The sequence below is a fragment of the Roseovarius indicus genome, from assembly GCF_008728195.1.
Taxonomy (GTDB): Bacteria; Pseudomonadota; Alphaproteobacteria; order Rhodobacterales; family Rhodobacteraceae; genus Roseovarius; species Roseovarius indicus.
This window is the reverse complement of record NZ_CP031598.1, coordinates 1861119-1887667: the sequence shown is the minus strand read 5'-3', so window position 1 is coordinate 1887667 and position 26549 is coordinate 1861119. Positions and strand designations below refer to the sequence as shown.

General features: G+C 66.9%; 23 protein-coding genes and 1 tRNA gene. 12 read left to right on the top strand and 12 right to left on the bottom strand.

Annotated elements, in window-relative coordinates; genetic code table 11:
• Window positions 1-4 precede the first annotated feature (4 nt).
• Together crtD and crtC are read left to right on the top strand one after the other, a co-directional pair.
• Entirely contained in the window at window positions 5-1591 is a 1587-nt protein-coding gene (gene crtD / locus RIdsm_RS08715) for a 1-hydroxycarotenoid 3,4-desaturase CrtD (protein ID WP_143100407.1), read from the top strand.
• Window positions 1546-2421 (top strand): carotenoid 1,2-hydratase, encoded by an 876-nt coding sequence (crtC, locus tag RIdsm_RS08710; protein ID WP_074940098.1) that lies wholly within the window; start codon window positions 1546-1548, stop codon window positions 2419-2421. The genes crtD and crtC overlap by 46 nt, the downstream gene beginning before the upstream one ends.
• Here the strand turns inward: crtC and RIdsm_RS08705 are convergent.
• The 4 genes from RIdsm_RS08705 to RIdsm_RS08690 all read right to left on the bottom strand — a co-directional run bounded on the left by RIdsm_RS08705 (window position 2418) and on the right by RIdsm_RS08690 (window position 6600).
• Window positions 2418-3449, bottom strand: a complete 1032-nt coding sequence (locus RIdsm_RS08705) for a sodium:calcium antiporter (RefSeq protein ID WP_057814011.1) — start codon at window positions 3447-3449, stop codon at window positions 2418-2420. The two genes, crtC and RIdsm_RS08705, sit on opposite strands and share 4 nt — an antisense overlap.
• 75 nt (window positions 3450-3524) lie before the next feature.
• Complete coding sequence (gene tspO, locus RIdsm_RS08700) at window positions 3525-4001, bottom strand: tryptophan-rich sensory protein TspO (RefSeq protein WP_057814015.1); 477 nt, start codon at window positions 3999-4001, stop codon at window positions 3525-3527.
• Between the two features lie 5 nt (window positions 4002-4006).
• On the bottom strand, window positions 4007-5047 hold the full coding sequence (gene crtB / locus RIdsm_RS08695; protein ID WP_057814018.1) for a 15-cis-phytoene synthase: 1041 nt from the start codon (window positions 5045-5047) through the stop codon (window positions 4007-4009).
• Window positions 5044-6600 carry a phytoene desaturase gene (locus RIdsm_RS08690; RefSeq protein ID WP_057814019.1) on the bottom strand — a complete coding sequence of 519 codons (1557 nt, stop codon included), beginning with the start codon at window positions 6598-6600 and terminating at the stop codon, window positions 5044-5046. Before RIdsm_RS08690 ends, crtB begins: the two co-directional genes overlap by 4 nt.
• Window positions 6601-6708: 108 nt before the next feature.
• On the opposite strand from RIdsm_RS08690, the gene crtA reads away from it, so the two are divergent.
• The 5 genes from crtA (at window position 6709) to RIdsm_RS08665 (ending at window position 12849) form a co-directional block, all read left to right on the top strand.
• On the top strand, window positions 6709-7416 hold the full coding sequence (gene crtA / locus RIdsm_RS08685) for a spheroidene monooxygenase (RefSeq protein WP_057814379.1): 708 nt from the start codon (window positions 6709-6711) through the stop codon (window positions 7414-7416).
• A complete protein-coding gene (gene bchI, locus RIdsm_RS08680; protein ID WP_057814020.1) occupies window positions 7413-8417 on the top strand; it encodes a magnesium chelatase ATPase subunit I in 1005 nt (334 codons plus the stop codon). The genes crtA and bchI overlap by 4 nt, the downstream gene beginning before the upstream one ends.
• A complete protein-coding gene (locus tag RIdsm_RS08675) occupies window positions 8414-10084 on the top strand; it encodes a magnesium chelatase subunit D (RefSeq protein ID WP_057814021.1) in 1671 nt (556 codons plus the stop codon). The genes bchI and RIdsm_RS08675 overlap by 4 nt, the downstream gene beginning before the upstream one ends.
• 6 nt (window positions 10085-10090) lie before the next feature.
• A complete protein-coding gene (gene bchO, locus RIdsm_RS08670) occupies window positions 10091-10954 on the top strand; it encodes an alpha/beta fold hydrolase BchO (protein WP_057814022.1) in 864 nt (287 codons plus the stop codon).
• An 89-nt stretch (window positions 10955-11043) separates the two neighbouring features.
• A complete protein-coding gene (locus RIdsm_RS08665; protein WP_057814023.1) occupies window positions 11044-12849 on the top strand; it encodes a hypothetical protein in 1806 nt (601 codons plus the stop codon).
• 30 nt (window positions 12850-12879) lie between these two features.
• On the opposite strand, the gene RIdsm_RS08660 is transcribed toward RIdsm_RS08665, so the two are convergent.
• The 3 genes from RIdsm_RS08660 to RIdsm_RS08650 all read right to left on the bottom strand — a co-directional run bounded on the left by RIdsm_RS08660 (window position 12880) and on the right by RIdsm_RS08650 (window position 15428).
• Window positions 12880-13320 carry a hypothetical protein gene (locus tag RIdsm_RS08660; protein ID WP_057814024.1) on the bottom strand — a complete coding sequence of 147 codons (441 nt, stop codon included), beginning with the start codon at window positions 13318-13320 and terminating at the stop codon, window positions 12880-12882.
• 50 nt (window positions 13321-13370) lie between these two features.
• Entirely contained in the window at window positions 13371-14612 is a 1242-nt protein-coding gene (locus RIdsm_RS08655) for a lytic murein transglycosylase (protein WP_057814025.1), read from the bottom strand.
• 114 nt (window positions 14613-14726) lie between these two features.
• Entirely contained in the window at window positions 14727-15428 is a 702-nt protein-coding gene (locus RIdsm_RS08650; RefSeq protein ID WP_057814027.1) for an SDR family oxidoreductase, read from the bottom strand.
• Window positions 15429-15636: 208 nt separating this feature from the next.
• Between RIdsm_RS08650 and dctP the strand changes: the two genes are divergently transcribed.
• From dctP to RIdsm_RS08635, 3 genes are all read left to right on the top strand, one after another.
• Window positions 15637-16740: a TRAP transporter substrate-binding protein DctP gene (gene dctP, locus RIdsm_RS08645; protein ID WP_057814381.1), complete on the top strand. Its 1104-nt coding sequence runs from the start codon at window positions 15637-15639 to the stop codon at window positions 16738-16740.
• A 77-nt stretch (window positions 16741-16817) separates the two neighbouring features.
• Entirely contained in the window at window positions 16818-18038 is a 1221-nt protein-coding gene (locus RIdsm_RS08640; protein WP_057814029.1) for a TRAP transporter small permease subunit, read from the top strand.
• 3 nt (window positions 18039-18041) lie between these two features.
• A complete protein-coding gene (locus RIdsm_RS08635) occupies window positions 18042-19397 on the top strand; it encodes a TRAP transporter large permease (protein ID WP_057814031.1) in 1356 nt (451 codons plus the stop codon).
• Between the two features lie 52 nt (window positions 19398-19449).
• Here RIdsm_RS08635 and RIdsm_RS08630 read toward each other — a convergent pair whose 3' ends face one another.
• From RIdsm_RS08630 to RIdsm_RS08615, 4 genes are all read right to left on the bottom strand, one after another.
• On the bottom strand, window positions 19450-20358 hold the full coding sequence (locus tag RIdsm_RS08630; RefSeq protein WP_057814033.1) for a DMT family transporter: 909 nt from the start codon (window positions 20356-20358) through the stop codon (window positions 19450-19452).
• A 126-nt stretch (window positions 20359-20484) separates the two neighbouring features.
• The gene (locus RIdsm_RS08625) at window positions 20485-20832 is read right to left on the bottom strand and encodes a hypothetical protein (protein WP_160325810.1); all 348 of its coding nucleotides are present in this window, start codon (window positions 20830-20832) and stop codon (window positions 20485-20487) included.
• 298 nt (window positions 20833-21130) lie between these two features.
• Window positions 21131-21217 (bottom strand) — tRNA-Leu (locus tag RIdsm_RS08620).
• A 214-nt stretch (window positions 21218-21431) separates the two neighbouring features.
• Window positions 21432-23039 (bottom strand): peptidoglycan-binding domain-containing protein, encoded by a 1608-nt coding sequence (locus RIdsm_RS08615; RefSeq protein ID WP_057814037.1) that lies wholly within the window; start codon window positions 23037-23039, stop codon window positions 21432-21434.
• 176 nt (window positions 23040-23215) lie between these two features.
• Here RIdsm_RS08615 and lipB point away from each other — a divergent pair, with 176 nt between their 5' ends.
• Window positions 23216-23878: a lipoyl(octanoyl) transferase LipB gene (gene lipB, locus RIdsm_RS08610; protein WP_057814038.1), complete on the top strand. Its 663-nt coding sequence runs from the start codon at window positions 23216-23218 to the stop codon at window positions 23876-23878.
• Window positions 23879-24018: 140 nt separating this feature from the next.
• Here the strand turns inward: lipB and RIdsm_RS08605 are convergent, their stop codons facing one another.
• A complete protein-coding gene (locus tag RIdsm_RS08605; RefSeq protein WP_057814040.1) occupies window positions 24019-24396 on the bottom strand; it encodes a hypothetical protein in 378 nt (125 codons plus the stop codon).
• Between the two features lie 343 nt (window positions 24397-24739).
• Between RIdsm_RS08605 and RIdsm_RS08600 the strand changes: the two genes are divergently transcribed.
• Window positions 24740-26413, top strand: a complete 1674-nt coding sequence (locus RIdsm_RS08600; protein ID WP_057814042.1) for a cytochrome c oxidase subunit I — start codon at window positions 24740-24742, stop codon at window positions 26411-26413.
• Window positions 26414-26549 lie beyond the last annotated feature (136 nt).

Genomic DNA, 26549 nt, shown 5'->3' with positions numbered 1-26549 from the left:
CCTCATGACAGGGCCGCACACAGCACCCGACGGCGCGGACAGGGTTATCGTCATCGGCGCCGGAATAGCCGGGCTGGCCGCCGCCGCGCGGCTGGCACAGGCCGGCCTCGACGTGACCGTCCTCGAACGGCACAGCACCCCCGGCGGCAAGATGCGCACCCTGCCTTCACCCGCCGGGCCGGTCGACACAGGCCCCACCGTCCTCACCATGCGCCCCGTTTTCGACGAGCTCTTCCGCGCCTTGGACGAGCGGCTGGAAGATCACGTCACCCTCCACCGCCAATCCCTCCTCGCCCGCCACTTCTGGCCCGACGGAAGCCGACTCGACCTCCACGACGACCCGGCCTTGAACGAAACGGCCATCACTTCGTTCGCCGACGCCAAGGCCGCGAAACAGTTCCACGCCTTCTCCACCCGCGCCCGCCAGCTTTTCGAGGCCTTCGACGCGCCGATCATGCAGGCCCCCGCCCCATCCCTCGGCAAGCTCACCCTCCACTGCCTCACCCGCCCGTGGCTCCTGCCCCGCATGGCCCCCGGCAAGACCCTCGCCCAGATCCTCGACCAAAGCTTCGACGACCCCCGCCTCGCCCAGCTCTTCGGCCGTTACGCGACCTATGTCGGCGGCTCGCCCTATGGCGTTCCCGCCATCCTCTCGCTCATCTGGCAGGCCGAGGCGGCGGGCGTCTGGGCCATCGAAGGCGGCATGCACCGGCTGGCCACGGCCCTCGCCCAGATCGCCACCGCACGCGGCGCCCACTTCCACTACGCCACCCACGTCGCCCGCATCGAAGCCACCAATGGCCGCGCCCGCGCCGTCCATCTCTCCGACGGCACTCGCATCCCCGCCGAAACCATCCTCTTCAACGGCGACCCCCGTGCCCTCGCCACCGGCGCCCTCGGCCCCGACACCGAGACCGTCGCCCAACAAACTCGCCACACGGACCGCAGCCTCTCGGCCGAGGTCTGGGCCTTCGCCGCCACGCCGCACGGCCCCGACCTCGCCCATCACAACGTCTTCTTCCGCGCCGATCCGAAGCCCGAATTCGACGCGCTGGCCCGTGGCCGATACGCCCCTGGCCCCACGCTCTATGTCTGCGCGATGGACCGCGGCCTGCCCACAGCCCCGCCACAACTCGAACGCTTCGAGATCATCGCCAACGCCCCGCCTCTGACCGACGGCCACCCGCAGGAGCCTGCATCATGCCAGACACGAACCTTCCGCACGCTGGCCCGCTTCGGCCTGACCTTCTCACCGGAACCGAGCCAGACAGCCCTGACCACCCCACAGGGCTTCGACAGTCTCTTCCCGGCCTCGGCCGGCTCCCTCTACGGGCAGAGCCCGCATGGCATGACGGCAGCCTTCCAGCGCCCCACGGCCCGGACGCCCATCAAGGGCCTCTACCTGGCCGGGGGCGGCACCCATCCGGGGGCGGGGGTGCCGATGGCGACCCTCTCCGCCCGGCACGCGGCCGAGGCGATCTTGAGCGACCGAACTTCAACCTCGCCGTCCCGCCGAACGGCTACGCCTGGTGGTATATCGACGCCATCCGCGACGGCGGCGGCCGCGCGGTCAGCGTCATCGGGTTCATAGGCTCGGTCTTCTCGCCATGGTACGCGTGGTCGGGCCGCCGCGACCCGGAAAACCATATCTGCCTCAACGTCGCCACCTACGGCCCCGGCGGCCGATTCACCATGACCGACCGCGGCCGTACTGCCCTCCGCCAAACCGCCGACACCCTGCAAATCGGCCCCTCCGCCATGCGCTGGCAGAACGGCCAACTCATCATCGACATCGATGAGATCTCATCCCCGCCCGTCATCTCCCGCGTGCAGGGCCGCATCACCGTCACCCCCTCGGCGCTCACCACCGTCGAACTCCCCCTTACGCCCGATGGCACCCATATCTGGCGCCCCTTCGCCCCCACCTGCACGGTCGAGGTCGACCTCGACGCCCCCGGCTGGCGCTGGCAAGGGCACGGCTATTTCGACGCCAATTTCGGAACCCGCGCACTGGAACAGGATTTCACCTACTGGACATGGGGCCGCTTCCCCCATCAGGGCGGCAGCACCTGCTTCTACGACGCCACCCGCCGCGACGGCTCGACCCTCGCCATGGCCACCCATTTCGATGAAACCGGCTCAGCACAAGCCATCCCGCTGCCACCCAAGGCGCCCATGAAACGCAGCCTCTGGGCCGTCAAACGCACCACCCGCGCCGACGCGGGCTACACCCCGAAACAAGTGCAAAACATGCTCGACGCCCCGTTCTACAGCCGCTCGGCGGTCAAAACCCGGCTGCAAGGAGAGGAAACGACGGGCGTGCACGAGGCGCTCGACCTCCGCCGCTTCCGCTCGCCGCTATTGAAACCGATGCTCGCCGTCCGCGTCCCCCGCCGCGCGGGATGGACGTTCGAAACCTAGCCCGACCACGCCTGGAACCCCACCGCGCCGCCATAGATCGACAGCATCAGCACGCTTTCCCAGCCGATATTCCCCGGCCCCTGCTTCTCGCGCACGATCAGACCCAAGAGCAGCACCGCCGTCATCGCCTGCCCCACGATCAGCCAGAACAGATCCCCCTGCCCGATCGCATGGTAAAGCGAGCCGTCACGATACCCGAAATCCGACAGCGTCAGGAACAGCACGTCGAAACTGTTACCCCCGATGATCCCGCCCACGGCCAGTTGCAACGCGCCACGCCGCACGGCCGCCAACGTCGTCACCAGCTCCGGCAAGGACGTCACCACGGCCGTCATCAACGCCCCCACCAGCGCCGCCGAAAGGTCCATCCGGTCGGTGATCTGCTCCGCCGATTGGGCAATCACCCAGCCCGCGACGCCCAGCACCAGCATCATCGCCACGAAAACCGCGATCTGCCGCTTGGGGTCTTCCTTGCTCGTCGTCTCCTCGTCCGGCGTGTCGTGGCGGGTCTCCTTGGTGTCGACCGCCTTCCACATCGGGTTTTCCTTCATGTCCGCCGTCCGGTAGGCCCCCATCAGATAGATCACCACCAGCACGACCGACGCCGGGTGCACCGCCCAGAACGACATATCCGGCGTCAGCACAGCCCCCAGCGGCACCACCAGCATCAGCGACAGAAGCGCCGCCTGGAAGACGTTCGTCACATCCGCCGCCGAATGCTCGAGATTGGCTTTCCGATAGACCGTATCCGCCAGCGCCAGGAACGCCGTCTGCGCCGCGATCCCGCCGATCCCGTTGGAAAACGCCAGCCCCGCCCGGCCATCCAGCGCCGCCGTCAGGGACACCACCGTGCCCGACAAGGACGTCGCCGCGCCAAGCAAAAGGCCCCCGGTCACCGCCTCGCCCAGCCCGGTGCTGTCTGCGATCCGGTCGGCCAGCCCGGCCATCTTGGTGCCCAGCACCAGCACGACCAGCGCCGCCAGCGCGAAGGCACCGAAGACAAGCGGCATCGACAAGGATTCGAACATGGAAAGAGGGCCCCCCGATCAGCGAAACGATGAAACCCCAACGCGACCGACGGCGGCGACGTTCCTGCCGTACACTCAGTTTTCCTGTGCGCGGCCCGTCTCACCGGGGTTCAGCCGGATCACCGACAGGTTCAGCGCCCCGGCCACCGTGACCCAGGCAAGATACGGCACGAACAGCAGCCCGGCAATCCAGTCGACCTGCCACAGCGACACCAGCGCCGCCGCCACCGACAGCCAAAGCAGGCTCAGAACCAGCAGCCCCAGCTTCATCCGCCTCAGCCCGAAGAAGACCGGCGTCCAAAGCCCGTTCAGCGCGATCTGCAACGACCAGAGCGCCATGGCGATCCCGTTGCCCTCGCTCACCGCCGCGCGCGCGCCGGCGGCGGCCATGCAGATGTAAAGCGTCGTCCAGGCCACCGGGAACAGCCAGTTGGGCGGTGTCCACGTGGGCTTCTGCAGCCGCGCATACCAGACACCGGGCGGAAACAGCCCGCCCGTGGCCCCCGCGCCGAAACAGGCGCCCAGAAAGATGGCGAAACAAATCCAGATCATGTCCGTTACCTAGCGACCCGCACGCCCTGCATCAATGATGCCTTTTGCGCCCGGTCCCGCGCCTTCAACCCGGCCAGCGTCCCATAAAGCTGATCGCTCCAGTCCGCGGCCCTTGGCGCGGCCTCCGCCGCCGCGTCTACCAGGAACTGCGTCTCGGGCAACGCCCGCGCATGGATCACCGGCGAGCGCGGCATCACCAGCGTGCCCCCCGCCCGCAGCCCCGCCAGCATCACCCAACCCAGCTTCTGCGCGCCATTGGTCCGCGCCCGGTGATTCACCGCGTCATACCCGTTGCGCCGCACCTCCGCACCGATCCCCGCATAGATGAACCGCGCCGCGAATATCCCCGGCCGGCAATCCAGCGGCAGCGCGGCCACCCCGGCCTCCGACCTTGCATAAAGCCCCTCGGCCTCGCGCAACAACCGCCGCGACAGCACCGCCAGCTCCGGCCGCATCCGCGCATCGCTCAGCAGATCCTCCGGCGCCAGCCCGACCTCCTCCAGCCACTCGACCGGCAAATAAAGCCGCCCCTCCCGCGCATCCTCACCCACGTCGCGCGCAATATTCGTCAGCTGCATCGCCACGCCAAGGTCACAGGCCCGTGCCAGCGCATCGGCATCCCGCACCCGCATCAGCACGCACATCATCGCCCCCACGGCCGAGGCGACGCGCGCCGAATAGGCCCTGAGCTCCGACAGCGTCTGATACCGCCGCTCCATCGCATCCCACGCCAACCCTTCCAGCAACGCCTCCGGCAAGGCCCGCGGCATGTCGTACGCCTCGATGATCGCCGCAAAGGCCCGGTCGGCGGGCGCATTCTCCGGCCGCCCGGCATAGGCCCGGTCCAGCCGCTCATGCAGCCGCAACACCGCCTCGGCCTTGGCGAGTTGCAGGTCCACCGCATCATCCGCCAACCGGCAGAACGCATAAAGCGCCAACGCCGGATCCCGCAGCCGCCTCGGCAACAGCTTCGAGGCCGCATGGAACGACCGCGACCCGTGCCGGATCGCCTCCGCGCAATGCGCCATGTCCTTCGGGTCGATCATCTCGCCACCTCCACGCCCACCGGCTCCGGCACCAGCTGCGCCAGCACCTCGGCACTCGAAATCACCCCCGGCAGCCCCGCCCCCGGATGCGTTCCCGCGCCAACCAGATAAAGCCCCTTCGCCTCTTCGCTCACGTTATGCGGCCGGAACCACGCGCTCTGCAAAATCCGCGGCTCGATGGAAAACCCCGCCCCGTGCGGCGACAGGTACCTGTCCCGGAACGTCTCCGGCGTGAACACGCGCGACGCCGTCAGGTGCTTCCCCAGCCCCGGCAGCAACTCCCGCTCCAGCACATCCTGCACCTTGCGGCGATAGACCTCCTCCATCGCCGCCCAGTCCACGGGGTCGTCATGCCCCAGATGCGGCACCGGGCTCAGCGCATAGAAGGTATCGCCGCCCTCCGGCGCCACGCCCGGGTCGGTCACGCTCGGCCGATGCACGTATAGGCTCATGTCCTTAGCCAGCCGCCCCTTCACGAAGATATCCCTGACCAGCCCCTCATAGCGCGGCCCGTTCAGGATCGTGTGATGCCCCACCTCCGGCCACAGGCCCCTGGTTCCCTTCGTCCCGAAATACCAGACGAACAGGCTCATCGACCACCGTGTCCGGCGCAGCTTCGGCGCTGTCCACCGCCGCTTGGGCACATTCCGCATCAGCCGGTCATAGGTATGCCCCGCATCCGCGTTCGACACCACGATATCGGCGCCAATCTCTTCGCCCGAGGCCAGCCGCACCCCCACCGCCCGGCCCTCGCGCAGCACGACCTCGTCCACCTCGACGCCCTGCCGCACCTGACCGCCCTGCGCCGAGATCACCTTGACCATCGCCCGCGCGATCGCCTCCACCCCGCCCATCGCGTAGTGCACGCCGAAGGCCTTCTCCAGATGGCTCACCAGCGCATAGATCGAGGTCACGTGAAACGGATCGCCCCCGATGAACAGCGGATGAAACGACAGCGCCATGCGCAACCGCTCATCCTTCACCCGCCTTGCCGCATGGGCATAGACCGACCGATCCGCCCGCAGCCGCGCGAAGGCCGGCAGCACCTTCACCAGGTCGGCCAACCGATGCATCGGCCGGCGCCCCATATCCTCGAACCCGATCCGGTAGCGGGCCTCGCTGTCCTTCAGAAACCGCTCATACCCGCGCACATCCCCGGGCGACAGACGTCCTACCTCCGCAAGCATCGCCCCCGTATCCTGCCGCGCGGCAAACCGGCTCCCATCAGGCCAGCGGATCTCGTAGAACGGGTCGAGCGGGCGCAGATCGACATCCGCGTCGAAATCCCGCCCAGAGGCCGCCCACAACTCCCGAAACACCTGCGGCACCGTCACGATGGTCGGCCCCAGGTCGAACCGGTGCCCCTCCGCCCGGATCGCCGAGCCACGCCCGCCGGGCCCATCCAGCCGGTCCAGTACCGTCACCCGGTAGCCCTTCGCCCCCAGCCGCATGGCCGATGCCAAGCCGCCCAGCCCGGCGCCAATCACCACGGCATGCGGCGCAACCGGTGCGGCCGCCTCCGGGCTCAGCGCGGGATCGACGCGTGTCAACATGAACTCAGCCTACACCTGTCAACTAAAGTTGACAATCACCCATTGCCCGTCTTTGATGGAATCCGAAACCGTGCGACAGTCATTTCCACGCGCCAGGAGGGCATCGCGATCCAAACCGTCAGCCTCAGCTTTTTCCGTTTTCCCCCGGGGTTTTCGCGGCTCTGGGCCTTCGCCATGATGGGCCTCGCCAGACGCCCGATGTCGCGCATCCACGATATCGGCTTCTGGAAGCTCTGCGGCTCGGGCACCGGCGAAGGCTTCACCCCGCTGCCCAACACCGCCGTCTATGCCATCCTCGCCACCTGGCCCGACCTCACCACCGCCCAAACCCGCATCGACACCACCGCCATCTTCCGCCGCTACCGCGCCCGCGCCACGGAAAGCTACACCCTCTACCTCACCCCAACCTCGTCGCGCGGCGCATGGTCCGGCACCACCCCCTTCATCCCACAGCCCACACAATCAAGCGGCCCCGTCGCCGCCCTCACCCGCGCCACCATCCGCCCCCGCGCGGCCCTCCGCTTCTGGCGCCGCGAGCCCACCATCAGCCGCGCCATCGGCGCCGATCCCAATGTCCTCTTCAAGATCGGCATCGGCGAGCTGCCCCTCTTCCACCAGATCACCTTCTCGATCTGGCCCGACACCGCCACCATGGCCAATTTCGCCCGCGCCGACGGGCCCCACGCCCGCGCCATCCGCGCCGTGCGCGAGGGCAACTGGTTCCGCGAAGAACTCTACGCCCGCTTCCACGTCGCCGCCGCCACCGGCACATGGCACGGCCAAAACCCCCTCGACCAACTGGACTACGCCGCATGAATACCCCCTTCCCCTTCTCCGCCATCGTCGGACAGGACCAAATGAAACTGGCGATGATCCTCACCGCCATCGACCCCGGCCTTGGCGGCGTGCTGGTCTTCGGCGACCGCGGCACCGGCAAATCCACCGCCGTTCGGGCGCTCGCCGCCCTGCTGCCGAAAATCACCGTGGTCGAAGGCTGCCCCGTCAATTCCCAACGCCCCGAGGACTGCCCCGACTGGGCCCATGTCGCCTCGACCAAAACCACCCAGCGCCCCACCCCCGTGGTCGACCTGCCCTTGGGCGTCACCGAAGACCGCGTCACCGGCGCGCTCGACATCGAACGTGCCCTAACCCAGGGCGAAAAGGCCTTCGAGCCGGGCCTCCTAGCCCGCGCCAACCGCGGCTACCTCTATATCGACGAGGTCAACCTGCTCGAGGATCACATCGTCGACCTACTGCTCGACGTGGCCCAGTCCGGCATCAACACCGTGGAACGCGAGGGCCTCTCCATTCGCCACCCCGCCCGCTTCGTGCTGGTGGGCTCCGGCAACCCCGAGGAAGGCGAGCTTCGCCCCCAACTGCTCGACCGCTTCGGCCTCTCGGTCGAGGTCCGCTCCCCCGACGACATATCCGAGCGGGTCGAGGTCATCCGCCGCCGCGACGCCTTCGAACGCGACACCGAAAAATTCCTCAGGAAATGGCAGCGCGAAGACGGCAAGATCCGCAAGGCCATCCTTGCCGCCCGCGACGCGCTGGCCACCACCAGGACCCCCGACGCCATCCTCACCGACTGCGCCACGCTCAGCGTCGCCCTCGGCGCTGATGGCCTGCGCGGCGAGCTCACCCTCCTGCGCGCCGCCCGCGCGCTGGCCGCCTACGAGGGCGCCACCGCCATCGACCGCGACCACCTCCGCCGCATCGCCCCCATCGCCATGAGCCACCGCCTCCGCCGCGACCCGTTGGACGAGGCCGGCTCCGTCGCCCGCGTCGAGCGCACCGTCGCGGACACGTTCGGATGACCTCTCCCGACTGGTTCCGCGCGCTCACCGCGCTGACCCTGCTGGCGATCGACCCGGCAGGCCTCAAGGGCCTCACGATCCGCGCTCGCCCCGGCCCCGCGCGCCAAACCCTTGAAGACGAGCTCAAAATCCTGCCCCTCCCCCTCCGCCGTATCCATCCGGGCCTGTCCGACACGCAACTCTTCGGCGGCCTCAACGTCGCCGCCTCCCTCGCCGAAGGCCGCATGATCCGCGACGCGGGCCTCGCCGACACCCCCTCTGCCCTTGTCCTGCCCATGGCCGAGCGCACGCCCCCCGGCCTCGCCGCCCGCCTCGCCCAACTCCTCGACGCCCAGACCGGCCACGCCCTCCTCCTCCTCGACGAAGGCGCCGAGCCCGAGGAAGCCGCCCCCGCCTGCCTCACCGAACGCCTCGCCTTCCACGTCGACCTCTCCCAAGTGCCCCATGCCGAGGCCCGCCCCCTCCTGCCGGCCCCCGCCGACATCGACGCCGCCCGCGCCCGCCTGCCAAACGTCACCCTGCGCCCCGACGACGCCGAAACCCTCGTCGCCCTCGCCGCCCGCTTCGGCATCGCCAGCCTCCGCGCCCCCCTCCTCGCCCAGCGCGCGGCCCTGGCACTCGCCGCCCTCGACGCCCGCGCTGAGACGACCGACGACGATCTCCGCCACGCCGCCGAACTCGTCTACCCCGCCCGCGCGACCATGATCCCCGAGCAACCCGACGCCCCCGAACCCCAACCCGACGAGACACCCGACACTCAGACCGACAGCCACACAACCTCCGACCTCACCGATATCCCCGACGACCTCATCGTCGAGGCCATCGCCGCCCTCCTGCCCCCCGACCTGCTGACCCAACTGGAAAAACGCGCCCGCGCATCCCGCGCGGCCCAGGGCAGCGGCGCCGGGACCAAGCGCACCGGCAACCGCCGCGGCCGCCCGCTCCCCTCGCGCCCCGGGCGCCCCGATGGCCGCGCCCGCATCGACATCATCGCCACCCTGCGGGCCGCCGCCCCGTGGCAACCGCTCCGCCGCGAGGCCCGCCCCGACGGCCCCCGCCTCATCATCCACCCCGCCGACATTCGCCTGCGCCGGTACGAGGACCGCTCCGACCGGCTCGTGATCTTCACTGTCGACGCCTCCGGCTCCGCCGCCATGGCCCGCATGGCCGAGGCGAAAGGCGCCATCGAACTCATGCTCGCCCAGGCCTATGCCAAGCGCGACCAGGTCGCCCTCATCGCCTTTCGCGGCGAGGGGGCCGAGATCCTGCTCTCCCCAACCCGCTCCCTCGTGCAGGCCAAGCGCCAGCTTGCGGGCCTGCCCGGCGGCGGCGGCACGCCGCTCGCCTCCGGCCTGCGCGCCGCGCTCGACCTCACCGACCTTGCGCGCACCCGCGGCCTCTCCCCGGCACTTGCGCTCCTCACCGACGGCCGCGCCAATATCGCGCTCGACGGCACCCCCGGCCGCGCCACCGCCGCATCCGACGCCGAAGCCATGGCCCGCCGCCTCTCCCATCTCGGCCTTTCCTCCGTCGTCATCGACACCGCCGCCCGCCCGGGCCGCGACGGCACCCTGCTGGCAGGCTGGCTGAACGCCCAATACCTCGCCCTCCCCCGCGCCGACGCGCGCCACCTCGCCGCCGCCACCGACGCGGCGCTGACGGGCTGACGCGCGATGGACTGGTCCCGCGACCTCCCCACATGGCCGCTCCACCACCTCTCGCGGCGCATCGCCTCGAAGCCCCACCAATGGCACGTGCAGGAAACCGGCACCGGCCCGCTTATCCTCCTGCTCCACGGCGCCGGCGCCTCCACCCACAGCTTCCGCGCCCTCATCCCGACCCTTGCCCAAACCCACCGCGTCATCGCCCTCGACCTGCCCGGCCAGGGCTTCACCCGCGCCGGCACGAAAACCCGCTGCGGGCTCGAGCCCATGACCGCCGACATCGCCCATCTCTGCCAACAGGAAGGCTGGCACCCCGATGTCGTCCTCGGCCATTCCGCCGGCGCGGCGCTCGCCCTCAACCTCGCCAGCCGCCTTTCACCCGCGCCAAAGGTCATCGCCCTCAACGCCGCCCTCGGCCGCTTCGAAGGCGTCGCGGGCTGGCTCTTCCCCGTGCTGGCCAAGGTGCTCGCCCTCAACCCGCTTACCGCCATGGCCTTCACCCTCGGCGGCAACCCCACCGCCCGCGCCCGCCGCCTCATCGCCGGCACCGGCTCCACTCTCGACGACGAAGGCTACGCCCTCTACGCCCGCCTCATCGCCGACCGCGCCCATGTCGACGGCACGCTACAGATGATGGCCCAGTGGAACATCGACCCCCTCGCCGACCGCCTGCCGCAGATCACCGCCCGCACCCTCTTCCTCGCCGCCGAAAACGACCGCGCCGTGCCCCCCGAAACCTCCGACCGCGCGGCGGCCACCATGCCGAACGCCACCCTCACGCGCCTCCCCGGCCTCGGCCACCTCGCGCATGAGGAAGCCCCGGAAACCGTCCTGCCGCTCCTCCTCGACTGGCTCGCCGACACCGGCCCCTGACGCCGCTTCTCGCTTTCCAAGCCTGCGCCCGTTCGTTATTCATTTCCCGCGCCCGGTCCGCCGGCTCCGACAACACGCAAAGGCTTCCCATGTACGACGCTTACGGCCCCGACTCCCTCGACTTCGTGCCCTATGACGGCGCCTGCGGCGACTTCCTGATCACCACCAAGGATTCCGAAGAACTCCGCGCCAAGTTCACCGCCCTGGGCGCCGAGGTCATGGTCCGCAACGGCCACACCGTCTATACGTGGAACCTCCCCCGCGGTCAGCACATCCTCAGCGGCACCGGCATCTTCGACGGCAAGTTCGCGATCGGCCCCGCCGTGCTCGACCGCTTCCCCGAACAGCCCGGCGTCGGCATGTTCAACCTGCTCAGCTTCTGGCCCGAGAAGACCACCGTGCGCAGCGATATCTGCGCCCACCATTCGCTCTATTACGGCGCGGGCATCGTCACCAACCGGCTGCACCTCGCGGCCATCGCGGTGGGCCGGCTCGACCTGCGCGGCGCCTTCGCCAACGCGGCCTTCAACTCGGTCATCTGCCACCAGCTTTCCACCATCGCCACGCCCGTCGAGGGGGTGAACGTGCTCTTGGGCGGCGAAGAGGTCGAGGTCACCAACACCGTCACCGCCCATCAGCGCGATGCGGTCTTCCCCGGCCCGCCCACCGACGCCAACGGCAACCCCGACTACCTCACCCCCGACGAATACCATGCCCTCGTCGAGAAAGGCGCCGAAGAGATCATCGCCAACGTGCAGGCCATTCTCGACTCCGGCCGCCCCGTCCTGTGCGATATCTCCGGCGGCCGCGACAGCCGCATCGTGCTCTCGGCCGTGGTGGCGCTCGGCCGCATCAAGGACGTGGTCTTCAACACCAAGGTGACCCCCAACAAGCTGGGCGATGTCGACCTCGCCATCGCCACCGGCCTCGTCAAGGAATTCGGCGGCAGCTATCACCCCAACCCCGAGGTCATCGGGTGGGACATCACCACCCCGCGCGACCGCCTTCTGAAACGGCGCAGCCACCTCTTCGGCGCGTATCACTTCTTCGCCAAGACACAGCTCAACACCGTCCAGGAGCTGGCCGAGATCAAGGGCGTCCGCATGCTCGGCGGGGCGGGCGAGATCTACCGCGACGTGTTCCAGACATTCCTGCAGGTCACCGACCGCCGCGAGCCCTACGACCCCGACACGCTGAACCGCCACCTCAGGGCCCGCGACCCGTGGGACGACACGCCCGAAATCCTGACCGCGGCGATGCCGTACTACGCCGACACGTTCGACCGCCTGCCCGGCGAGACCTTCAGCCAGAAGGTCGACAGCCACTACTTCTTCTTCCGCAACAGCTATCACTACGGCATCAAGATGCCCAAGATCGGCATCGCGGAAGACATCAACCCCGGCGTCTCGATCTCGCTCCTCAAGGCCGCCCGCGGCCTCCCGCCCGAGGTCAAGGCCACCGGCCGCGTGGTCTTCGATATCACCCGCGCGCTCTGTGAAAAGCTGGCCTACGTCCAGTACGACAAGCCCTGGGATGTCGATTTCACCCAGTCCGACTACCACCGCCCCTCGCAATATGACGGGCAGGTGCTCGAATTCCCCCCCGCTCTCGAGGTGCTGGATCAGCACGTGCCCTCGAAACGGCCGCCCGTCAGGCGCCCCGACCCGGTGCGGATCGATTTCAAGGACATCTGCTGGAAGATGTTCTCCGAGAATTTCGACCGCCTCCGCGCCCAGGAGTCCGACCTTTCGATCTACGCCTCCGACAAGCTCTACAATCAGGGCAAGACGGCGTGGGAGAAGATGGATGGCAACAAGGCCGGCATCAACCGCCCCGGCGCCCTCGCCTCGCGGATGCAGGCCTTCAACGATTTCCTGACGGTGATGAAGGGCTGAACGGGCGATCGGCGGCGGAAAAGACCGGCTCTACCGGCCCTTGCCCTGCCGGCGGTCGAAATACAGCTTCAGCAGCAAGCCCCCGGAGACCGGAAGAGCGACCAGCGCGGCCGCCAACATCGGATCGGGCACGCCAAAAGCGGTGTAGACTATCGCCCCGCAGTCGAGGCGCGCCAGAACCAGCGAAGCGCAGCTCAAGACCAGGCAAATCAGGAAGACAAGACCTTCGTACCCGACAGGCCCCGCAGACAGACGGGCCAGTCTCAGACCCGCAGGCACCAGGAAGGCGGCAAAGACCGACACCAGCCCGCTGTCGTCTCCACCCGAACTCAGCAGTTCCCGGCAGAAGAACGGGCCGCCCTCTCCCGGCTCTGCAAGCCCGCGCGACAGGCGGTCATACAGCAATCCGACGCATCCCATGAGCAGCAACAGCGCGGCATACCCCAATGACGTGATCCGGTACGGTCCCATGGCCCTCACCCTACAGGCAAAATCTCACTGGGCCACGGCCTCGGGCATCCCTACCGCACCAGCGCCTTCTTCATCGACGCCTCCGGAAAGCAGGTCTGCGCGCTCCCCGCCTCGGCCTGCCACCGCCCGATCGACCGGCGCGTCTTGAACCCCGCCAGCCCGTCGGCGCCACCGACATCATGGCCCATATCCACCAGCGCCCGCTGCATCGCCGCCACGTCCGAGCGTTTCAGGCCCCCGACCCGGCCCCAGTCGCCCCGGAAATCCTTCATCCCGTACTGGATCCGGTCGCCCACATGCCCCACGAAAAGCGCGTAAAGATCGCTCTCGTTATACTTCTTCAGCACGTAGAAATTCGGCGTCACGATGAACGCGGGCCCCTTCCGGCCCGCCGGCATCATCAGGTAACCCTCGCCGCGCAATTCATGCTCGGGAAACGGCCGGCCCGACACGCGTGTCACGCCCATCTCGGCCCAGTCCGCAATCGGCCTCCCCTGGTCGGGGCCTTCCAGCGCGCAGGACACCGAGGCAGGCACCCGCACTTCGAACCCCCAGTCGCGCCCCGGCACCCAGCCGAAATGCTCCAGGTACCGGGCGATCGAGGCGATGGTATCCGCCTCCGAATTCCAGATATCCGCCTTGCCGTCGCCATCGCCATCCGTGGCAAACTGCAAATACCGCGAGGGCATGAACTGCGGCTGGCCCAGCGCCCCGGCCCAGCTGCTCTTCATGCCGCCGCCCGGCGCATGGCCCGCCTCGGCGATCTGCAGCGCGGCGATCAGCTCTTCGGTAAAGTAACCCGCCCGCGTGCTCATGAACCCCTTGGTCCCCAGCACCTCGAACGCGTCATACTTGATGGCCACGCGGCCATAGCCGCTTTCGCGGCCCCAGACGGCCAGCACGATCCGCCCGGGCACGCCCGTCGCCGCCTCCGCCGCGGCCAGCACGCCCGCGTACCGCTTCGCCATCACCCGCCCGACCGAGGTGGCGCTCTCCAGCTTGTTGCCGCCGAAATACCGCGCCGGCGATCCGAACTCGGCCTGGAACTGGTCCTCGGGCGTACGCGCCTGCGTGCCCGGCGGCACCAGGTCAGGCAGCTTCCAGTTCAGCGTGACCCCCTTGAACGCCCGCTCGAACGTGCCGCGCGACACACCCTTGGCGCGCGCCTGCGGCCACACGGTCTGTTCCAGCCACCGCTGGTACTGTGTCTCGACGGCAGCCCGGTCCACCGCCCCGGCGACCGCCGGCAGGCAGGTGACAACCATCAGCAAAGCAAGGGCGCGCAGCATCATCGGCAAAGGTCCGTCCATCGGCATCTGAGTGGCCGGCATATTTTAGCCGCCCGGCCCGGGTCAATGCACGTCACAACTCCGCGGCCCGGGCCCGACGGGCGGGATCACGCCACACTACATATGCCGCGTCACGCCCCCGTCGACCCTGAGCGACTGACCCGTGATGTAACTGCTGTCCTCGCTCAGCAGGAACGCCGCCGCCTTGGCCTGTTCCTCGGCGCGGCCCAGCCGGCCCAGCGCCGACATCTCCGCAAACTTCTGCGGCAGGTCGAGACTGTCGGTAAAACCGGGCAGCAAACAGTTGAACCGGATATTCGCCGGCCCGTAACGGTCGGAATAGAGCTTGGCGAAAGACGACACCCCCACCCGGTAGACGCTCGACGTGGGAAAGGTCAGGCTCGGCTCGAAGGCCGAAAACGTGGTGATCGCCACGATCGACCCGCCGCCCTGTTTCTCCATCACCGGCGTCACCAGCTTGGCCATCCGGATCACCGGCTTGATGACCATCTCGTTGGCGCGGTCCCAGTCCTCTTCCGATATCTCCAGCAGGTCGCCCTTCGGCGGCCCGCCCACATGGATGAGCAGCGCGTCGATCCGGCCATAGGTCTCCATCGCCAGGTCGAACAGCGCCTGCGTGTCCTCCGCTGTCTCCGCCTTGCCGCGCCTTGCCACCCCGCCCAGCTCGGCCGCCAGGGCCTCGCAGCTTTCCGAAGGGGACATCAAGGCCAGCTTGTACCCCCGCCCGTGCATCTCCCGCGCGGTCGCGGCGCCCATGCCGCGCCCGCCGCCGATGATCACGCAAACCTTTTCCGCCATGTCCCGCTCCTTCCGATTCCCTCTTCCCCGCACGCTATCAGACCCGCCGAGCACGGCCAGTGCCCCCGGCGCAAACCGCGCAATGGGCCGAATTGGAAAAAAACCTTTACCAATTTCAGCGAAGCTTTAGTTTGGACGTCGCGGCAACTTGCGCCGCCGGCGTCAGGGAGGGCGCCGCGGCACACCGCCAAACACTAGGGAGGATATGATGACACATAACAAGACGATTTCACGTCGCGCGGCGCTGACCGGGCTGGCGACAGCGGGCGCAGCCGGGCTTTCCGCCCCGGCCATCGCGACCGCGCAAGGCCAGGGCACCACGTGGAAGGTGCAAACCTCGTGGCCCGGCGGCATCGGCCTGCAGATCTTCAAGGACTGGGCCGCCTCGATCCAGGAAAAGACCGGCGGCGAGCTGGCCTTCGAATCCTTCGGCGCCAATGACGTCGTGGGCGACTTCCAGCTCTACGACGCGGTCAAGAACGGCGTGCTCGACGCGGTGAACCCCTTCACCATCTACGCCCAGGGCATCATCCCGGCGGCCATGTTCCTGACCAGCTACCCGATGGGCCTGCGCAACCCGCATGAATTCGACGTGTTCTACTACGGCCTCGGCGGCCTCGAAATGGCGCGCGAACTTTATGCCGAGCAGAACATGCACTTCGTCGGCCCCATCCACCACGGGCCGAACATCATCCACTCCAAGGTGCCGATCCGCTCGGTCGACGATTTCGCCGGCCGCAAGATGCGCGCCCCCGGCGGCATGGTCGCCGAACTCTTCTCGGCCCTTGGCGCCAAAACCACGCTCCTGCCCGGCTCGGAAATCTTCCCGGCGCTGGAGAAAGGCACCATCGACGTGGCCGACTACGTGGGCCCGGCGGTGAACTACGCGCTCGGCTTCAGCCAGGTGACCGATTACATCTCGATGGGCCCGCCGGGCTTCATGTCGGTCTACCAGCCCGTCGACATCATGGATCTGACCGTGGGCATGGACAGCTGGAACGCCCTCTCCGACGAGATGAAGCAATTCGTCGAGATGGAAGTGCACAGCTATTCCGACATGCACCACGCCGCCATCCAGAAGGCCGACCAGGAAGCCTGGGAGAAATTCGAGGCCGACGGCACCGAGGTTACCCGCCTCGGCCAGACCGACGTGGAAATCATGACCGAGGTCGCCGTGCCGATCTGGTACAAATACGCCAACCGCGACAAGAACGCGGCCCGCGTGTTCAAGACCCAGCTCGACTATATGATGTCCGGCTCGCTTGGCTACGTGACGCCCGACATGGTCGAAGGCCAGGAACTCGATCTCTGATCGACCGCTCCTGACCTGATGGAAACCGGGCCTCCGCCATCGCGGGGGCCCGACACGCGCGCACAAGCGGAAAGACAATGCCCAGCATAGATTTCATCCTGCCGCACTGGCTGTACTGGGGGGGCCTCATCGTCTTCCCCCTCGTCGCCATGGTGATGGCCCGCCGGCGGCGGACACCGGGCTACTCGGTGCCCATCGCCTACATGATCCTCTTCACCGGCGGGCTGCTCGGCCTGCACCGGCTTTACCTCCGCAACATGTGGGGGCTGATCTTCCTGCCGATCTTCTTCTCGATCCTGGTCTTCAACGCCCAGGGCCGCGAGGCCCGCGAGGTGGTCAGCGAAACCGCCAACGCCGTCAGCAGCGCCCAACGCATCGTCGACCGGCTCGAACCCAAGGTGGCGGGCGCCGACGACAAGATCGCCGGGCTTGAGGCCGATCTCGCCGAGGCCGAGGAAGGCTCCTTCGCCCAGATCCGCGCCGAGAAGGAGCTGGAAAAGGCGCAGGAGGCCAAGGTCACCGACGCCGAGCGTCTCGACGGCGCCCGCGCCGATCTCGAGGCCGCGGGCCCCGCGCTCGAGAACGCCCGCGCCGCCCGCCAGCAATGGTCCGACTTCGCCTTCTACGCGCTCATGCTGCTCTGCGCGCTCATCGCCATCGACGCGGTGCTGATCCCCGGCATGGTCCGCAAGGCCCAGGCCCGCGCCGACGCCGAACCGACTAAGACCGACCCGGCCGCGGCGGCGCTCGAACATATCGAGCACGAGGAGGAGAAAAAGGACCACGACCATATCGGCACCGGCTGGACCGGGGCGATCGACCGGATGTCCTATTTCTGCGGCGAGTTCGTCTCCTACTGGGCGGTCATCGCGGTCTTCGCCTATTACTTCGAGGTCGTCGCCCGCTACGTCTTCAACTCGCCCACCATCTGGGTCCACGAGGGCATGTTCCTGATGTTCGGGATGCAGTACCTCATCGCCGGCGCCTACGCGGCGCTGACCGATGCCCATGTGAAGGTCGACGTGTTCTACGCCGAATGGTCGCCCTTGCGCAAAGCGGTGGTCGATCTCTTCACCTCGATCTTCTTCTTCATCTTCGCGGGCACCCTGCTGGTCACCGGCTGGATCTTCGCGATGGATGCGACCGTGGTGAACGAGATTTCCTTCTCGGAATGGACGATCGCCTACTGGCCCTTCAAATGGGCCATCGTCGTGGGCGCGGTGCTGCTGATCCTGCAGGGGATCGCCAAGCTCGCCCGCGACGTCGACATCGTTCGTCAAAACTTGCAGGCGGGGTAAGCCATGGGTATCGAGATTGACATTGCATGGCTCACGCTGCTGATGTTCGGCAGCCTCATCGTGCTGCTGATGGCCGGCCTGCCGCTGGCCTTCGTGACCGGCGGCCTGGCCTGCGTCTTCCTGTTCATCCTCGGCGATGCGCGCACGCTCAACATCGTGCCGTCGCGGATCTTCCCCTTGATGACCAACTACCAGCTTTCGGCCATCCCGCTCTTTATTTTCCTGGCCGCGATGCTGGAAAGGGCGGGCATCATCAACGAGATGTTCGACGTCATCTACAAGCTGCTGGGCGGCGTGAAGGGCGGGCTTGCCGCTGCCACGATCATCGCCTCGACGATCCTCGCGGCAATGGTCGGCGTCATCGGCGCGGCGGTGGTCACCATGGGCATCATCGCGCTTCCGGCCATGCTCAAACGCCATTACGACCCCAAGATCGCCATGGGCTCGATCATGGCGGGCGGCACGCTGGGCATCCTGATCCCGCCCTCCATCCTCGCCATCATCTACGCGGTGGTGGCCGAGCAATCGGTGGGCGAGCTCTTCATCGGCGCGGTCCTGCCGGGCCTGATGCTCTCGGGCTTCTACATCCTCTACGTCACCGTGATGTGCTACGCCAATCCCCAGAAAGGCCCGCCCATCCCGGTCGAGGAACGCGTCAGCACCGCCGAGAAACTGCGCCTGCTGGGCAACATGGCCGCGCCGCTCACGCTCATCGTGGTGGTCCTCGGCGTGATCTTCACCGGCGTCGCCACCCCGGTGGAAGCGGCCGGCATCGGCACCTTCGGCGCCTTCATCGTCGCCGCCATCCACCAGAAGCTCAACTGGGCCACCGTGCGCGAGGCCTGCCTCACCACGCTCAAGGCCTCGGCCATGGTCATCTGGATCATGTTCGGCGCGACCATCTTCGTCGGCCTCTACGTGCTCGAAGGCGGCCAGCACTTCGTCGAACAGACGATGACAGGCCTCGGCCTCGGGCCGTGGGGCATCCTGATCCTGATGCAGATCGTTCTGATCCTCTTGGGCATGTTCCTCGACTGGGTCGGCATCCTGCTTCTGGCGGTCCCGATTTTCGTGCCCATCGTCAAGGCGCTCGGCGCCCAGGCCTTCGGGCTGGGGGACGAAGGCGACCTCGTGCTGTGGTTCGGCGTGCTCTACCTCGTCAACATGCAGATGAGCTTCCTGTCGCCGCCCTTCGGCTACGCCCTCTTCTACCTGCGCGGCGTGGCCCCGCCGGAGATCCCGATGGGCGACATCTTCCGCTCGGCCCTGCCCTTCCTCTTCCTTCAGATCGTGGGACTGGTGATGTGCATGCTCTTCCCGCAGATCATCACCTGGCTGCCGAACATCGTCTACGGATAGCCGGAGGCACCCGTGAAACGAACGAGGGCCGTCACAACCGTGGCGGCCCTTTTCACTCCACCAACCGCCCGGCCCGCCGCAACCGCCGTTCGCGGAAGACGATCATCAGCCCGCCGAACACGATCAGAAGTGCCCCCGGCATCAGCGTATCGATCGGCGCCTCGCCGAAGAAGAGCCAGCCGAAGACAAAGGCGATCGGGATCCCGAAATAGCTGAACGGGGCAAGGTTGCTGGGCTCCGTCATCCGGAACGACACCACGAGACACAGCACCGCCGAGCCCCCGAAAAGCCCCATCAGAAAGATCATCCCCGCATCGTACCAGCTCGCCAGCGGGGAAAACCCGCCCAGGGCAAAGGCCAGCACGACCGACCCCACCGCCGCCACGGCCGAGGAATAGAGGTTGAACAGCGGCGTCGGCACCCCCTCGTCGACCATCCGCGCACTCACCCCGGTAAAGGCATAGAGCGCCGAGGCCCCGAACGGCAGCAGCATGTGCCAGGCAAACGCATCCGTGCCCGGCCGCATGATCAGCAGCACCCCCACGAACCCGATCGCCACCGCCGCCCACCGGATCACCCCCACCCGCTCGCCCAGGAGCGGCACCGCCAGCGCGGTGGTGAAAAGCGCGGTCGTGTAGGAAATCGTCGTCGCCGTCGCAAAGGCCATCAGCCCCAGCGACAGGTAGAACAGCAGCTGCGCCAGCGTCACCGCCATGCCCCGCCCCACGGCCAGCCGCCACTGCCGCATCCTCAGGCTCCGGTCGCCCCGCCGCCACGTGGCCGTCATCCACAGCGCCAGCGCACTCGGCACCAGCCCGAAGAGGTTGCGATAGGCCGACAGCTCCGCCGCCGCATAGCGCACCGACAGGGCCTTGATGATCAGGGCCATGAAGTCGAACAGGACAAGCGCCACGATGCTGATCAGAATGCCCATCACGGCATTGTTGGTTCTGCCCGTCATCCCGGCCCTCACACACCCTACCTTGGGTCAGGAAGCATGTTTCCCGGGGATAGTCGAGACTTGGCGCCACCCGAGCGGTTTGGACTCCGCAACATTATCGGGTGTGAGCTCGAAAAGCGCTTGGTTTCACCAGAACCTGCGCCGGGACACGTATTTCACGACGCTTCCAAGCAGAACCGAGACAAGCCCCAGCACTTTCAGGTAATCGCCGTAATCGACAAGCGTCGAGGTGATGACCGCCCCGATATCGGCGTCCCGCCCCGCATAGGCGTGGTATGCCACGAAAAGAACGATCAAACCGACGGCAGAATTAATCGCCGCGACCCTCCAGAAGAACCCGAATGGGCACGTCACGAATATGACGAACAGGTACAGCGAGGACATCCGCAACGTCGCGTATACCGCCCCCGCCAACAATCGGCCCGGGCTGTCATGGTCATTCACGAGGTAAAGCACGGCAAGTGTCACGGCCATCACGACGGGAAACGCGACAGCGAAGGTCTTTTTCTGCCTCTGATCCAACCTGCCTGCGTGTCCCATACCGTCATCAGAATGGCCGAATGAATTTCCGTCAAGGCCTTCGGCCGCTGGATCGAGAGCCACGCTGCGTACGCGCCGGAAGAACAGCTCGGCGCAAGACGCCTCCGAGCCTTGCCCAAAACCCCAACGGCCAAACCGAAATCTTCAAAAGATTTCGGACCGTTTTCTTTTCAAGAAAACGCCTCACCCGCGCCGACAGCACACAAAGGCATCATCCATGTCTGGGAGTGATTGGTGCGGTCGAGAAGACTCGAACTTCCACGGGTGTTACCCCACAGCGACCTCAACGCTGCGCGTCTACCAATTCCGCCACGACCGCACGTGATCAGGTAGGTGCGCGGCGTATACGCAATTGCCGCGCCCTTGTGAAGAGGAAAATTCCGCCTTTTTCGCGCCCCCCTCGAACGAAGGCGCGGCACGGGGTTTCCCCCATGCCGCGCATCGCCTGTGACCCCGCGGAGCCGCATATATGAAACCCCGCGGCACACAGGCCGCAGCCGGGTCAAACAGGAGCGCCCTCCCGGCTGTGAACCTTACTCCGACAGCGTGAAGACCGGCATGGTCGTCCCGGTGCTGGCCGCCGGAACCGGCGTCGTCATGTCGTGTCCGGCCAGCCCGAGGGCCGCCTTGCGCACCACGTCGATCCGCTCGGCCTGGCTCGGGGCAAAGACCGGGGCCGCCCCGCCATCCAGCGCCGAGATCGCCACCTCGTACCATGCCAGCGCCATGTCGGCGTTGTCATCCGTGCCGAACCCGCCATGCAGGTGGTGCCCCACCAGCTCGGCATAGGGCCGTTCGCCCAGCGCGGTCAGCAGCAGGGCCCCGCCCAGCGCCGCCGGCATCTTGTCCGACTGGTAGCCGCTCGCCATGCAGATCTGCGCGGTCGTGCGAAGCTGTTCCGGGGTCATGCCGCTGTTCAGGACGAGGGTGCTCACCTCGTTCAGAACCGCCTTGGGCGACTTCGAGTTGAGCGACCCGATATAGCCCGCCATGCTGGCCCCGAAGGCGTCGCATTGCTGCTCGATCGCGGCCTGGCTCGCCCCCTGGACCGAGGCGATGATGTCCTCACCCCTTGCCACGGCATAGGTCCGCGTCAGGCACAGCTGTTCGCTCAGCGCGAAATCGGGGTTGCTCACGTCCGACACGGTGGTGAACCCGCCATTGGCGCTGGTCAGCAGGTTGACCTTGCTGCAATGGCTCGACAGCGATTTCTGCTTCGGGGCGGTGTTGAACACCGGCAGGGTCAGCCCGGCGGTGGCGCCGGCTTCCGGCTCCTCGGCCTTGGCCATCATCGTGTTGGCCTCGGGCTGTGCCGCGGGCGCCGCCTTCACCTGGCAGGTGCCGCCGATACAGTCGAAGCTGTCGGGCTTGGGCGCGTGCAGCAGCAGGTCGTTGCGCCGGTACCCGTCCGAGGTCGAGGCGAAGACCATCGTCTTGCACTGCGAGGCGTTGCACCAGAAGCTGCTGCCGGCCAGCGCCGTGTCGATGATGTAATCGGTGCTGCCATCGCCGTTGAGGTCCGCCAGCTGGATGAACCCCGAGCGCTGCAACAGCTGCTCGGCCGACGGGTCGGAACTGTCCGCCACCTCGTCCACCGCCTGCGACACCGACAGCGGCAGCCCGGCATAGCCGGTGGTGCGCGTGCCGGTCGTCCCGTCACGCTGCGCGATCAGAACCGCCCGCGCGCCCTCGTTCGACTTGGCGATGATCTGGTTGACCTCCGCCCCGCCCGCCAGCGCCCGGTGATAGGCGCCCAGCAGCATGGTCTTCTCGTATTCGGTCAGCTGCCCCGTCGCCGGATACCCCATGTAGCCCTGGTAGCGCGAAATCGCGGCCCGCGACTGCCCGCCCAGAACGCCATCCGCCGCCCCGGCATTGAAGCCGAAGTAATTCAGCGAGGTCTGGATTTCCCGCGCCGTCTGCCGCTGCGCCGAGGTGGCGCGGGGTTGCACGTAAACCGTGCGCGAGCGCGTCGTGCGCGTCTTCTGGCGCTGCTGGTTCGCAATGCCGCTGCCGATCGCGCCGCCGATCAGCCCGCCGACAAGCCCGCCGACAAACTCGTCGCCGGCATGGGCCCGGCTTACCGGCACCATCAGCATCGCGGTCATCACCGCCGCGCCGGTGATCCTTTTGAAAGCCATAATTTTTATCCCTCCAGGTACGAAAATTCCTTGATAGCGCGCATGCTAGCACGGCCCATCACGAATCCGTCAGGGTTTTTTGCGGCCGAATTTGCACTTTTCCCTCAATACGATACTCCCTTGGTTACCGCGCGCGCGGGCGAATCGCGGGCGCCAGAAAAGAGGCCACCTGGAAAATGGTCGACTGGATCACCTCCCCCGGCCTGACCGGATATGAAACCGCCTGCCGCGAGATGGAGGCGCGCGCCGCCGCCATCGCCGAGGGCCGCGCCGCCGAGGCCATATGGCTTCTCGAACACCCGCCCCTCTACACCGCCGGCACCTCCGCCGACCCCGCCGACCTGCACGCGCCCGACCGGTTCCCGGTGCACCAGACCCGCCGGGGCGGGCAGTACACCTATCACGGGCCGGGCCAGCGGGTGGTCTATGTCATGCTGAATGTCGGCCGCCGCGGCCGCGACGTGCGCCGCTTCGTCGAGGATCTCGAGGCCTGGGTCATCGCCACGCTCGACCAGTTCAACGTGAAGGGCGAAATCCGCCCCGGTCGGGTGGGCGTCTGGGTGGTGCGCGACGACAGGCCGCTGACCCCAACGGGCGAGAAGCCCGAAGACAAGATCGCCGCCATCGGCATCAAGATGCGCCGCTGGGTCAGCTTCCACGGCATCTCGATCAACGTCGAACCCGATCTCGAGCACTTCTCCGGCATCGTCCCCTGCGGCATCGCCGAGCACGGCGTCACCTCGCTCGTCGATCTCGGCCTTCCGGTGGACATGGGCGATGTCGACGTGGCGCTTAAGAAAACCTTCCCCAACGTCTTCCCGGCGCTGGAACAGGTATAAGCCGAACGGCTGTCCCGCTCAGCTTGCGTGGACTAACTTCCTAAATTTATTGAAAAATCACCGCCCCCAAAAAGAACCGACCCTTCCGCACATGGTGCGAAAGGGCCGGCAACCTTGAAAAGCAACGGATCAGTTGGGCGTCAGCCGCCCTTCCCCTGAGGATCCGCCATGGGGAATGCCTCGGTCACGGTCATGCCCGGCGATGCGGTGCAGTCTTCCACGACCTGAACGTACATGTCCGGCGCGCTGTTGGCTTCGTCGCGCGCTTCCTCACGCCCGCCATCGGTGCTCTCGTCCTCCTTGACGGAGACACCTTCGCCCTGGCTGTCCGGCGCGTCGCCGCGCGCCATCTCGCGCGCTTCGGTACGGCCGGCATCAAGGCCCATGATATAGCCCTGCTGGTTCTCCGCGCTCATCGCGGTGAATTCCTCGCAGGTCATGGCGTTGGCGGGAAGACCGACCAGCAGCGCAACGGTGGCGGCTGCGCCGGTCTTGGTAATGGCGTTCCAATGTTTCATGATAATCTCCTCTTTCCTATCATCGAACTTCAGCAACCCAACGTCAGCCACACGCAGATGGTTCCAGCGTCGCGCAGGGTGACGTTTGGTCACTTACCCCTGAAAACAAAGAATAATTCCGCTTGCCCCGGACGGCCTCACCGTTTCGTGTCCCTAGAACACATCCGCGTGATCACAGGGAACCGAACCGGCCCCACGCGCCGCGGGGGTGCGACAATATTCATTGATCCAGATCAAACTCATGCATTGCCCCGGTCACGGAGACATTCTAAAACCTGCAACAATTGCCGGTGCGTGACTCGACCGGTGACGCGCCACAGTAAGTTTCAGCAGGAGGCAGCCAATGGCAGATGCAGCCATTCACGGCCATGGCCATGAAGATAACCGGGGGTTCTTCACCCGATGGTTCATGTCCACCAACCACAAGGATATCGGTATCCTCTACCTGATCACCTCGGCCATCGTCGGGCTGATCTCGGTCATGTTCACCGTCTACATGCGGATGGAACTGATGGAGCCGGGCGTTCAGTACATGTGCCTCGAAGGCGCGCGCTTCATCGCGGCGGCCGCGGGCGAATGTACCCCGAACGGCCACCTCTGGAACGTGATGATCACCTATCACGGCGTCCTGATGATGTTCTTCGTGGTGATCCCGGCCCTCTTCGGCGGCTTCGGCAACTTCTTCATGCCGCTGCAGATCGGCGCGCCCGACATGGCGTTCCCGCGGATGAACAACCTTTCTTTCTGGCTCTACGTGGCCGGTACCTCGCTGGGCGTCGCCTCGCTGCTCTCTCCGGGCGGCAACGGCCAGCTCGGCTCGGGCGTGGGCTGGGTGCTCTACCCGCCGCTCTCGGTCAACGAATCCGGCATGTCGATGGACCTCGCGATCTTCGCGGTCCACGTCTCGGGCGCCTCCTCGATCCTCGGCGCGATCAACATGATCACCACCTTCCTGAACATGCGTGCCCCGGGCATGACGCTCTTCAAGGTGCCGCTCTTCGCGTGGTCGATCTTCGTCACCGCATGGCTCATCCTGCTGTCGCTGCCGGTCCTGGCGGGCGCCATCACCATGCTGCTGACCGACCGGAACTTCGGCACGACCTTCTTCGACCCGGCCGGCGGCGGTGACCCGATCCTCTATCAGCACATCCTGTGGTTCTTCGGCCACCCGGAAGTGTACATCATCATCCTGCCCGGCTTCGGCATCATCTCCCACGTGATCGCGACCTTCGCGCGCAAGCCGATCTTCGGCTACCTGCCGATGGTCTGGGCGCTGATCGCCATCGGCCTTCTCGGCTTCGTCGTGTGGGCGCACCACATGTACACCGTCGGCATGTCGCTGACCCAGCAAAGCTACTTCATGCTGGCAACCATGGTCATCGCCGTGCCGACAGGGGTGAAGGTCTTCTCGTGGATCGCCACGATGTGGGGCGGCTCGATCGAGTTCAAGACGCCGATGCTCTGGGCCTTCGGCTTCCTGTTCCTCTTCACCGTGGGCGGCGTGACCGGCATCGTGCTCTCGCAGGCCGGCATCGACCGCGCCTATCACGACACCTACTACGTGGTCGCGCACTTCCACTACGTGATGTCGCTGGGCGCCGTCTTCGCCATCTTCGCCGGGATCTACTTCTACTTCGGCAAGATGACGGGCCGCCAATACCCGGAATGGGCAGGCAAGCTGCACTTCTGGGCGATGTTCCTGGGCGCCAACCTCACCTTCTTCCCGCAGCACTTCCTGGGCCGCCAGGGCATGCCGCGCCGCTACATCGACTACCCCGAGGCCTTCGCGGTCTGGAACTGGTGGTCCTCGCTCGGCGCGTTCATCTCCTTTGCGTCCTTCGTGTTCTTCTTCGGGATCGTGATCTACTCGCTCCTCCGCGGCGCGAAGGTGACCCAGAACAACTACTGGAACGAATACGCCGACACGCTCGAATGGACGGTGGCCTCGCCCCCGCCCGAGCACACATTCGAAATCCTGCCCAAGCAGGAAGACTGGGACAAGGGCCACGCGCACTGACCGCCGCCCTCCAGCGACACCAGATCAAGGCCCCGGCATCGCCCGGGGCCTTTTTCGTTCCACGGTTCATCCACCGGCCTGCCCGGACGGGCCCCCACTTATTTCGTGGAAAAGACGCCGACTCGGTGCATACTGC